The organism is Mastigocoleus sp. MO_188.B34, assembly GCF_030065675.1.
Lineage (GTDB): Bacteria > Cyanobacteriota > Cyanobacteriia > Cyanobacteriales > Nostocaceae > Mastigocoleus.
The window spans coordinates 1-10,281 of the sequence record NZ_JASJDK010000193.1 but is presented as its reverse complement, the minus strand read 5'-3'; the positions used below and the strand labels follow the sequence as shown (position 1 = coordinate 10,281).

General features: G+C 35.5%; 10 protein-coding genes. 4 read left to right on the top strand and 6 right to left on the bottom strand.

Annotated elements, in window-relative coordinates; translation table 11 throughout:
• Nucleotides 1-356: 356 nt before the first annotated feature.
• Nucleotides 357-1,682 (bottom strand): aromatic amino acid transport family protein, encoded by a 1,326-nt coding sequence (locus QNJ50_RS27330; protein WP_300641954.1) that lies wholly within the window; start codon nt 1,680-1,682, stop codon nt 357-359.
• Between the two features lie 284 nt (nt 1,683-1,966).
• Here QNJ50_RS27330 and QNJ50_RS27325 point away from each other — a divergent pair, with 284 nt between their 5' ends.
• The 3 genes from QNJ50_RS27325 to QNJ50_RS27315 all read left to right on the top strand — a co-directional run bounded on the left by QNJ50_RS27325 (nt 1,967) and on the right by QNJ50_RS27315 (nt 3,331).
• Complete coding sequence (locus tag QNJ50_RS27325) at nt 1,967-2,092, top strand: hypothetical protein (protein WP_300641951.1); 126 nt, start codon at nt 1,967-1,969, stop codon at nt 2,090-2,092.
• A gap of 14 nt (nt 2,093-2,106) precedes the next feature.
• Nucleotides 2,107-2,265: a hypothetical protein gene (locus QNJ50_RS27320; protein ID WP_300641947.1), complete on the top strand. Its 159-nt coding sequence runs from the start codon at nt 2,107-2,109 to the stop codon at nt 2,263-2,265.
• A 721-nt stretch (nt 2,266-2,986) separates the two neighbouring features.
• The gene (locus tag QNJ50_RS27315; protein ID WP_300641944.1) at nt 2,987-3,331 is read left to right on the top strand and encodes a phage holin family protein; all 345 of its coding nucleotides are present in this window, start codon (nt 2,987-2,989) and stop codon (nt 3,329-3,331) included.
• Between the two features lie 283 nt (nt 3,332-3,614).
• Here QNJ50_RS27315 and QNJ50_RS27310 read toward each other — a convergent pair whose 3' ends face one another.
• From QNJ50_RS27310 to QNJ50_RS27295, 4 genes are all read right to left on the bottom strand, one after another.
• Nucleotides 3,615-5,174, bottom strand: coding sequence for a GMC family oxidoreductase (locus QNJ50_RS27310; RefSeq protein WP_300641941.1), 1,560 nt, complete (start codon nt 5,172-5,174; stop codon nt 3,615-3,617).
• A gap of 62 nt (nt 5,175-5,236) precedes the next feature.
• Entirely contained in the window at nt 5,237-6,055 is an 819-nt protein-coding gene (locus QNJ50_RS27305) for an SDR family NAD(P)-dependent oxidoreductase (RefSeq protein WP_300641938.1), read from the bottom strand.
• A 525-nt stretch (nt 6,056-6,580) separates the two neighbouring features.
• On the bottom strand, nt 6,581-6,925 hold the full coding sequence (locus QNJ50_RS27300; protein ID WP_300641936.1) for a DUF760 domain-containing protein: 345 nt from the start codon (nt 6,923-6,925) through the stop codon (nt 6,581-6,583).
• Between the two features lie 263 nt (nt 6,926-7,188).
• Complete coding sequence (locus QNJ50_RS27295; RefSeq protein WP_300641934.1) at nt 7,189-8,499, bottom strand: hypothetical protein; 1,311 nt, start codon at nt 8,497-8,499, stop codon at nt 7,189-7,191.
• Between the two features lie 316 nt (nt 8,500-8,815).
• On the opposite strand from QNJ50_RS27295, the gene QNJ50_RS27290 reads away from it, so the two are divergent.
• Nucleotides 8,816-9,415 carry a chromophore lyase CpcT/CpeT gene (locus QNJ50_RS27290; RefSeq protein WP_300641932.1) on the top strand — a complete coding sequence of 200 codons (600 nt, stop codon included), beginning with the start codon at nt 8,816-8,818 and terminating at the stop codon, nt 9,413-9,415.
• Between the two features lie 227 nt (nt 9,416-9,642).
• On the opposite strand, the gene QNJ50_RS27285 is transcribed toward QNJ50_RS27290, so the two are convergent.
• Nucleotides 9,643-10,281, bottom strand: a 639-nt coding sequence (locus QNJ50_RS27285; protein WP_300641930.1) for a phosphodiesterase, incomplete at its 5' end; no start/stop codon positions are given.

Sequence of the window (10,281 nt, the reverse complement as noted above, 5' to 3'; positions counted from 1 at the left end):
CCACGATCAGCCACGCGGCTGCGCCGATCGCATTACACTATAACTAAAAAAATAGTAGTTGTATTATTTGATTATTTTTATCCAATATATTCTCCGTGATAACCGAGTGCTACAGATTAGGGTGCGGAATGTAGGATATAGTGGAAAAACTCAATCGGAGAATAGAACTTTTAGTAGTGAAGATAGTTTTACTACCCCTAGCTTGATCCTTCCCACTGAAACTTTACCGTGCCAGTTCGCCGTCATAAAATCTAGCTCACACTCTTCCCTAGGACTTACACATTGACATTAGTGGAGGGGAAAACCCTCCTCAAGCCCTCTACAAGCAAATTAAATTTATACAATCAACTAGAACTTTAAAATTCGGGACTCATTAACAAAATTTGTCTAATTATAATTACCAGTGCGATCGCAATTGTCAAAACTAAGGTGATTTTTCCACCAGGAGCAAGAATTTGATGGTCGTTATTTAGATTGCGATCAGCTTCCCTTTGTTTCCAACTCATCAATGCTGGAAGAATCCCACCTAAAATCGAGATACTAAAACTTCCTGCATAATCTAAAGCACCAAAAAATATGTTTGGATTAATAAGTGATAAACCCATAGGGGGAAACATCACCAATGAAATTACCGGTAAACGAGGAACAGGCTGATTAATCTCAAACAGATTCATATCTTGGAAAAAATCCCGTAAACCAAAGAAAAAACCAATAAAGGAAGTTACGATCGCAAACTCTGAAAATACAGGAATTAATACTCCCAAAATATTCTGTGCTCCATGGGTATAGAGGAACTGTAAGGGGTCGAAAATTGTTTCCCCCGAGGAAATATTTTCCATGATTTGAGGACTAATACTTCCTAAAATTACAGCATTCCATGTCAGGAACATAACTAGAGGGATAGAAGAGCCAATAACAATTGACTTCCGAATCTTTTGCACATCTCCTTCCAACTGGCTAACGATGACTGGTACCACACTATGGAAAAACATCGCCACCAACATTACAGAAACTGCCCCAGGTAAGGCTCGCCAATCTTGAAACAAGAAGCGCACGGGGTGAATCTGCGTTCCCTCTAGAAAAACTAGCCCCAAAAAAGAGAAAATAACAACGACAACAAAGATACTATTTAACTTCTCTACAAATCTGTCTCGTCCAAGATACAAAATGCTACCAAATATTGAGGTAAACATTATTGCTCCTACCCATGCAGGTAGAACTCCATCTATACCCAATAGATGAGAGGCTCCACCCAAAAGAATATCTCCGCCACGAGCTATATAAGCTACCAACAAACTGTAATGGAAGAATAAGAACGCACCCCCAGCCAGCCTACCAGTAAATATACCTAGTGTACCTTCAACTATTGACAAGAAACCTAAATTGGGACGCCCTTCTACACGCATCCTATTTAAGGTGACCTCTGCAATTAAAAGACCCGAGATCAATACATATAGCCAAACTGCAAATAACAGTGCCGTAGATGGAACTATACCACTTGGTAAAGTGACCGCTGGTAACGCCAAAATTCCTGCCCCAACTGTATTCCCTGCAAGCAAAGCCGCACTTCCAAAAACACTACCGGGGTGATGTTTTAGTTGGTTACCATCTTTTTCTAAATGAGAAAATAGACGAGTAACCTTTGGTTCATCAGACTGGATATTAGTTTTTATTTGGGTCATGCTAGGGTAAGTGTATTTTTCCAACCAAAATTAATTTATATAAACTATTTTAACAAAAAGTTTTTCATCGCTGTTAATTCAAAGGGAATAACCAAGTTTCTTCCTTAATATATCAAAAAAATATTTGTCTTATTCCGGCTTATTCGTTATAATATAACTATTTTTTGAAAAATTATGTGCCTGTGACACATCTTATATATAATGCTTATTAACTTTACTAATAAATAATAAAAATGGTCGCCAATTACTGATCGCGAATTATCAACTTATCCTGTGTTCCTTAGATGTCAATTTCTATTCGTCTGCTTAAAGAAAGTGAATTAATGCAAGCAAACTATATTTTTCGGGTTGCTTTTGGTACTTTTGTCAAACATCCAATACCAGAGAATTATGATAGCGATTTAAACTAAGCGATTTAAACTATATGAATCGTTGGTGTACTAATCCTGAAGAAGTATTCGCAGCGGAGATAGATGGACAAATATTAGGAGTCAATATAGCTCTTAATTGGGGTCACTTTGGGCTATTTAGTCCCCTAGTTGTACATCCAGATTTTGGGAGCAAGGTATTGGTAAAAAATTAATTAAATTTGCGCTCGCGTGTTTTGAATCTTGGAATATTAAACAAACTGGATTTTGTACATTTGCTAATAGCCCTAAGCATTTGTGCTCATATCACAATACGATTCAGTTAAGAATTTAAAAAAAAAATAACACTGTAGAGACGTGAAATTTCACGTCTCTACGAATAAATTTAGGCTTATCTGAACCGCCTTCGCTTATATCATAAATTTGGTTTTCATCCCCATTTTTTCATTGCATTTACTTCCAAAAAACCTCAACCTTACGAACAAGCTTTGCAAGGAATTAAATATTCTCAATTAAGTAATTCGGAGCAAATGGAATCTCTCCAAAGTTGTTATGAGTTAACAGATACAATTTACGATAATTTGGATGTTAGGAGTGAAATAAGCGCAGTAAATAGTAAAAATATGAGCGATAGGATACTATTTTACTTTGGGATAATGATACGTTGTCAGGCTGTGTAATTTGTCATCATGGATAAAATTCACAATTGATTGAACTAAGTTATTAAGCGTAGCTAATCTATTTTTTCAGGGTTTTAGGGTAGATTGATTCTGATACCCTACATAATTTGAGATTAAGTAGCATTCCAGACTAGAATTTTACATATTCAGTACCCATACTTATGAATGTTGTTATGTAGCCTTATTATTAGAGTGCCCTTAGCTAAGGTTCATCAATTTTGGATTTTTAGATAATTAGATATAAGGAGATGATGAAATGATGGGAATTATTATTACCTGGTTAGTTACGACTGTAAGTTTTTTGATTATCTCCCGACTACCAATAGGAGTTGAAATTGATAGTTTTGGGAAAGCAGCAGTATCAGCAGCAGTTTTTGGAATTCTTAATGCAATTTTAAGACCTGTATTAGCTTTTTTTAGCTTTCCCTTAATAATTTTGACCTTTGGTTTATTCGTGTTTGTCGTGAATGCGATTGTTTTTAGTCTTGCAGCTTGGTTAGTATCGGGATTTCGCTTGCGCTCTGGTTTTTGGAGTGCTTTGTTTGGTTCAATTGCTTTAAGTGTGGTGAACTCTATAATCTTTAATTTATTAGGAGCTTAGAATTCAGAATTTAAGTAAGACCTGTAAGCAAACCATAAAGTAATTGAGCCTTATCAAAAGTATTTTACCGGACACTCAACAGACAAAATCTAAGCCTTGCTGCTGTTAACGTGAATCAGGATGAGTGTTTGCATACCCTAAACCATAAAAAACTAAATAACTAAATAACCATTGCATAATTATTGCCATTCATAGGTAATCATAGATAGGGTACAAGTCGCTCAGGCAAAAAAAGTATGTCTGAGCATTTTCTTAGCTATTTTTATTTCTTGTTTCTCATCAATTACCCATTACCAATTCTCTCCAATAAATGCTCTCCTACACGCAAAGCATTGGCAATAATAGTTAAAGATGGGTTGACTGCACTGCTAGAAGGGAAAAAACTACCGTCAACAATATAAAGATTATCAATATCGTGAGTTCGACAATTTAGATCGAGAACTGAAGTTTTTGGATCCTCCCCAAAACGACAAGTTCCGCATTGATGAGCGACATGTTCAATAGTCATTTTTTGAGGAATATGCAACGCTGGTAGTAGCTTAGAAGTCGGATTTTCAATTGACTTTAAGACCTTAATCCAGCGTTTAATTAATCGATTAAATGCTGTTTCGTTATTATTTGTATAATCAAGAAATATTTTTTCCCCTTCTATACGTATTCGGTTGTTTGAGCTTGGTAAATCCTCTGTCATTAATAACCAAGCACTAGAATTTTTTGCGATCGCTTCCGCCATAAAATCTGCCATAAGAGGCGGTCCATCTGCAATAATTCTTTCTTTAGCGACGTTACCCAATAATTGTACGCTTCCCATGGGGTAAGGAAAATCTTTTTCTCCCCAATAAAAGTCATTGAGTGCTAATGTTTTCTGAAAAATTGTTGGATTGGGTCTTACGTACAAACTCATCACTACCCCAAATTTATGAGCCATATAATTGCGTCCCACAAGGTCAGAACTATTGGCTAATCCTTTGGGGTGTCGGTCATTTGCCGATTTTAGTAATAATAAAGCAGAGTTAACCGCACCGCAGGCTACGACAACAATGTCTGCATTGAAAATCAGTTTTTGATGATCGTTTTTACTATCGACTTCTACTTCTACTCCAGTAACTTCCCGACCAGAAGCACTAGTATGAAGTCGTGAAACCTTAGCACCAGTCATCAAGGTTAAGTTTTCATTGGTCATGACCGGACGGATACCAATGATATCAGCATCAGCCTTAGCATCAAGCAAACAAGGAAAACCATCACAGGTTTCGCAACGAATACAGGAACTTAAAACTGGATCGGTTTCATTTAATTTAATACCCAATGGTAAAGGAAAAGGATGCAAACCTTTATATTTCAGTGCGTCATGAATTTTTTGGACAAAAGGTTCGTGACTAATAGCTTCAAAAGGATAATCTTCAGTTGATGATGGTTCAGTTGGATCGAAACCGCGTTTTCCATGGACTTCGTAAAGTTCTTCCGCTTCGGTATAATAGGGTGCAAAGTCACCATACTTTAGCGACCATTCAGGAGAGATCCCATCCTGATGTTCGACTCGTTCAAAATCTCGTTCGCGCATCCGAAATAACGCAGAACCATAAAATTTAGTATTACCACCAACATAGTAGTGGGTCATTGGGTAAAAAGATTTACCATTTTTGTCATGCCAAAATTCTGAATTGCGGTAGCATTTATTATGGAAGATTTTTCGTGAATCCCAATTCGCTTTTTCTCGAGGTAAAAAATTTCCTCGCTCCAAAACCAAAATTCTTTTTCCACTTGATGCTAACTTTCTTGCAAGTGTAGCTCCACCAGCACCAGTCCCAATGATGATGACATCGTAATGATTATTGTTCATATTATCTATTCGTAGCGTCTTCAATAGAACAGATGTATCGACAAAGAATTACGAATTATGAATTATCTATATGGATCTTGATCTTCCACATAAGACTTATATAACTCTGTTATACCGGTAATTCTAAATACTGTATCTCCAAATTTTGGTGACAATTGGCTAATTGCAAATAGTAATTTTGACAAGAAACCATCAATAATAACTTCAGCTTGGTTTTCCTTAATCGCGCGGATTACTATGTTTGCAACTTCTGAAGGTTCAGTTACATTAGCGACTTTAGGTGCGACTAAACCAGTCCTGAGGAACATTCCTGCATTTGTATAACCCGGACAAATGACTGAAATATCTACATTACAATCGTTTAACTCCTGTCTCATTGAATCTGTCCATACCAACAAACCAGCTTTAGTTGCAGAATAAACGCTGTTGTAAGGCATTCCTTTTTTCCCTGAACCAGATGCAATACTAACAATATGACCGCGATCGCGATCAAGCATACTGGGAAGTAATAAACGAGTTAATTCGATTGCTGTTATTAAATTGACCGAGAACATCGAATTAATATCGCTTAGGGAATAATGCTGTAAATAACGGAATTTTTCAATTGCAGCATTATTAATCAAAATATCTACAGAGCCTACAAGTTCGTTAATTTTTTGTACTAAAATCGATAAATTTTCCACCCGACTAATGTCAAATGGAATCCCAATGAATCTACCACCATTAGCTTCTATATCAACTTGGATTTGTTTTAATTTTTGTTGAGAAAGAGCTACTCCTACCACGATTGCTTTTTCTTTAGCAAGAGCGTGGGAAATAAATGCTCCGATACCACCTGAAGCGCCGGTTAAAACAACTATCTTATCTGCTATATCTTTCATGATTACCCGTCAGTAATTGGGTATTTTGAACCGCAATTTTTAGCTATAAGCAATAGAATTTCCCTGACAAGTCAATTATTTAAGTTTTTCAGTCATTTAGTTACTAATTACAGAGAACTAAATTGATCGTTTTGATTAAAATCTCATACAAAAAAGCGGTTAAGTAAAATGATTTCACATTCTGTAATTTTGATTAGTATCAACAGAGGCAAAATCTTGGTAAAAATTTAGAATAGAGTGTAATTAAAGATTAGATGAATTGATATCAATCAGTATCAAAAACTACAAAATATATTTTATGAAAATATATGTTGCGGCACTATTTCTGATTAGAGGATTTATTGCGCATTATTTCCCATTTATTAGGAAATTGAATTTAAATTATAAATAAAACAAATTTGATATTTTATGATTGCAAATTAAATGAATAAAAATCTCCAGTGTCATCTGCACTGGAGATTTTTGAGTAAATAGAAAGATGATAGATGAAAAGTTAATAAATAAAAACTTATTATATTAGTAATATTACTCATCATCTACTGAATTTGTATCAGATATTTGTAAATAATTTTCAAAATCCATACGTTGTTCTACATTGCGTAAAAAATAACCATTTACCATAGCAGAAGTTAAAAGTTTACCGAGATTTTCACGGCTAGTCGTAATTAGAACATTAAAATTATCTTGAGGTAAATTACCCAACATACTAACGATAGTACGTTCAATTGCTTGCATTACATCACTGGAAGCAGGTTGGGATAACTTAGCAATAGTATCTGGGTTCATGGATTGAACGTAATTCCAAAGAGCGTTTTCGCTTGGATGTGCTTCATCTAAATACTGGGAGTGACTATTGGTGTTATGATTCATGATGTTTTATTGATTTAATTACTATTAATCGGCTGTTGTTACTTAATTTAGCAAGATTATGTGCTGGTAATAGTCATATAAACCGAACTGCTAAATTTCGGTTTACCGTGCATATCTAAATTGTTCGCACATGAACTAATTTTTTTGTGGGGAATACAATTTCTACAATAACTCTTAAGACCTGAAAGTCAAATCTAATCGAATAAACTTCATATGAAATTAGAATTTTTCATCAATCCTTAGTTGTTTTTGTAATTATATTATCAGCGATTAATCTTAGAAGATAGTTTCTTAATCTCTTCACTGAAGTATGTTTCTTGATGTTGAAGCTGTCTGGCTAATTTTAACCCTTGTTGAAGAGCTTCCATGGCTTGGGGGTAGTCTTGACGTTGCAAATAAAGTTTAGCAATTTGGTCGTAAGCATTCATTAAACTGTATAAGTTTTCAGCTCTAACTGCTGTTTCTATCAAGATTTTGCTGGTTTGCAATGCTTCTTCTATTTGTCCTTGGGAAGAATACAGTGCAATGAGTTTTTGCAAAGCTTCTCCAGCACGCACATATTGTTGTAATTCCCATGCAATAATGTATGCTTCTTGATAATTTTTAAATGCTTCATCTAAAAAAGCAGGATTTTTCTTTGCTAAAGATTCATAGTCAGAACCAATTGCTATTTTGAGTGCGGATAATTTAAGTTGAGTATCGGGTTGAGTATCTAGTTGATTATTTCCTTGAGAATAAATTTGAGTTAATTTTCTGCGTACACTTAGAGATTTTTGCGGTTGTTGAGCTTTCTCATAAATATAAGCTAGCTCTTCTAAATATTTAACTCGCTCGGTGTCTTCTCCCCTTGTGTTTGCTAAACCAAGTAATTCTTCATAGGTAACCGCAGCTTTGTTATAGTCAAACCAAGCTAAATGTAGTTTTCCTATGGTATTAAGAACTTCAATTTCTTGTGAACTATCTCCCCTTTCTCTGACTATTGATAACACTAGCTCGTATACTTGTAATGCTTCCTTAGGGGTTCTTACTTGCTGATAAGCTTCTCCTAAAGCTTGCAAAACTTCCAGTTGTGAGTTGTTTGCTTGTGAACTTATTTCTTGTGAATTTCTTCCTTGATTTATATTTTTAGATTTGGATTTTGTTTGATTTTTTTGAATTTTTTGTAATCTTTGGGTAATATAGAAAACCTGCTGGCGATTATTTTGTCTCCAAGCGATCGCACCCACTCGTGACAATGCTTGTATTTCGGGAATAATACCTAAATAACGACGCAGTCTGATTTCCCGGTTCCAAATATCAAAAGCTCCTTGCTTGTCTCCAGTTTCAAATTGAGCGATCGCTTGTTGGTTTAAATCATCAAGTGCTGCTTCAAGTTCTTTTCTCTCTTGTCGTGTTAATGATTCTTTTGGAGCAGCAGACGGTAATAATGGATCTTCTTTCTTGATTTCCAAAGGATTTGGCGGAAATTTATCTGGTAGTTGTGGTTTTTTACTTTTCGCTAAAACCAAAGCAGGAGAAAGTAGAAAAATACCAATAGAAGTAATAACAGCAATACTCAAATATTTTTTGTTCATATGTTTGTAGGGATAAGGGATTGGATATTAGGGACATATGGGGACAGGGAATAAATATCCTTATTATTTATTAGTTGCTTGATTTATTTATTTGGTATTGACGCAGTTTGACAAAAATTTCTCCTGGAAAACTTCCAACTATTGGTTTTACAATATTTTTGTAGCGTACTTTTTAACCCCGCATGGGGTTAAGGTGTGAAACTTGGTTTTGACTAGCTATAACCTTTGTAGAGATGTAGCATCCTACGTCTCTTGAGGCTTAGTCAAGATATAAAAGCTTAAAATACTAGTTTGAGATAGATATTAATTTCTGATAATGACCCATTCTAAAGATGTAGCAACCCTCGCTCGCTGGATGGCTGCTGATTTTAGCAATCAAGAACAAGCTTACGAAAACCCACCTTTTTTTGCTCATATTCGCGTATGTATTCGTCCCTTACCCCTAGATTTGCTATCTGGAGTTAGCTTATTTTTAGAACAGGCTTATGATTTTGCATTAAATCAACCTTACCGAATGCGAGTTATGAAATTAACTCCCACTGAAGAGAATATTGTTATCAAACATTATACTCTCAACGATGAAAAATTATTCTATGGTGCATCCCGTCAACCAGAGCGCCTCAGCAAGCTTACAATTGAGGATTTAAAAGATATGCCTGGTTGTAACATGATTGTGGAATGGACTGGTAAGAGCTTCAAAGGTAGGGTCGAACCAGGTAAATCTTGTGTAGTTGTTAGAAATGAAAAAACAACTTATCTAGACAACGAATTTGAAATTGACGCGGAGAATTTTTTTAGTCTCGATCGGGGAAGGGACGTCGAAACAGATGAACGGGTTTGGGGTTCTGTTGCTGGACCGTTTCATTTTGTTCGCAAACAGAGCTTTGCGAGTGAAGTCAAAACTTCAAATCAATAGATCTTAACTTCTTAAAAATATTCTTTTGTAATGTTACTAGCTGATATCTCTAGCTAATGACAGCATAATTAAAATAAAAAATACGTAGGTGTATTGTTTCGCAAATAGGAGCACACCGTAAGAAATACCTACCATAATGGCTGATAAAACATCCTAAATATAGGTTTATTGAGAATAACCCCTCATTTTGGCACATTATCAGTCAAAAATTTTAAATCACTTTTATTTTAATATCCCATCGCAGGTATATCCAAAGGATTGTAGTAATCGACTCGCTCAACAGAACTTTCCCAAACTCCGTTGGGATAAAGCTTGAGCAAACGAAAACCGGGGGATTTGCTGTCAATAGTCAAAGATGGAGTTTTTGGTCGAAATTGGATACAAGTTGAAGGCGTTCCAAGGTAAGATACGCTACCACGTTGTTCTTGAAATTCTTGATGGATATGACCGAATAAAACTAGTTTCACCTGTGGATAACGATCTAGAACTTGGAAAAACTCTTGCGGATTTTCCAAATTGTTATTATCTAACCATTTGGAATTAATTGGAAAAGGTGGATGATGTAAAGCCACTACAGTTGGACTATCTCCAACAGCTTCCAATTCCTCCTCCAACCAAGATAACGTTTTAGTAGATAAATAACCCTTTTCCTGACCGGAAATAGATGAATTGAGCAAAATAAAATTCCATCCACCCCTTTCAAAACACTTGCGTCGTGATACTAAACCCAAACTTAAGTATTGGTCTATGGCTTTAGCAGAATCGTGATCTCCAGGTAAACAGTAAGTTGGTACCTGAAGTCGCTCGAAAAAAGCTTGTAAATTTTCGTAAGAACCTGGTGTCCCATCACCAGATAAATCTCCGGT

Bases quoted from the DNA above. Each gene is read 5' to 3' on its own strand.
- QNJ50_RS27330 (WP_300641954.1), bottom strand. From the start codon at position 1,682: ATGACCCAAATAAAAACTAATATCCAGTCTGATGAACCAAAGGTTACT.
- QNJ50_RS27325 (WP_300641951.1), top strand. From the start codon at position 1,967: ATGTCAATTTCTATTCGTCTGCTTAAAGAAAGTGAATTAATGCAAGCA.
- QNJ50_RS27320 (WP_300641947.1), top strand. From the start codon at position 2,107: ATGAATCGTTGGTGTACTAATCCTGAAGAAGTATTCGCAGCGGAGATA.
- QNJ50_RS27315 (WP_300641944.1), top strand. From the start codon at position 2,987: ATGATGGGAATTATTATTACCTGGTTAGTTACGACTGTAAGTTTTTTG.
- QNJ50_RS27310 (WP_300641941.1), bottom strand. From the start codon at position 5,174: ATGAACAATAATCATTACGATGTCATCATCATTGGGACTGGTGCTGGT.
- QNJ50_RS27305 (WP_300641938.1), bottom strand. From the start codon at position 6,055: ATGAAAGATATAGCAGATAAGATAGTTGTTTTAACCGGCGCTTCAGGT.
- QNJ50_RS27300 (WP_300641936.1), bottom strand. From the start codon at position 6,925: ATGAATCATAACACCAATAGTCACTCCCAGTATTTAGATGAAGCACAT.
- QNJ50_RS27295 (WP_300641934.1), bottom strand. From the start codon at position 8,499: ATGAACAAAAAATATTTGAGTATTGCTGTTATTACTTCTATTGGTATT.
- QNJ50_RS27290 (WP_300641932.1), top strand. From the start codon at position 8,816: ATGACCCATTCTAAAGATGTAGCAACCCTCGCTCGCTGGATGGCTGCT.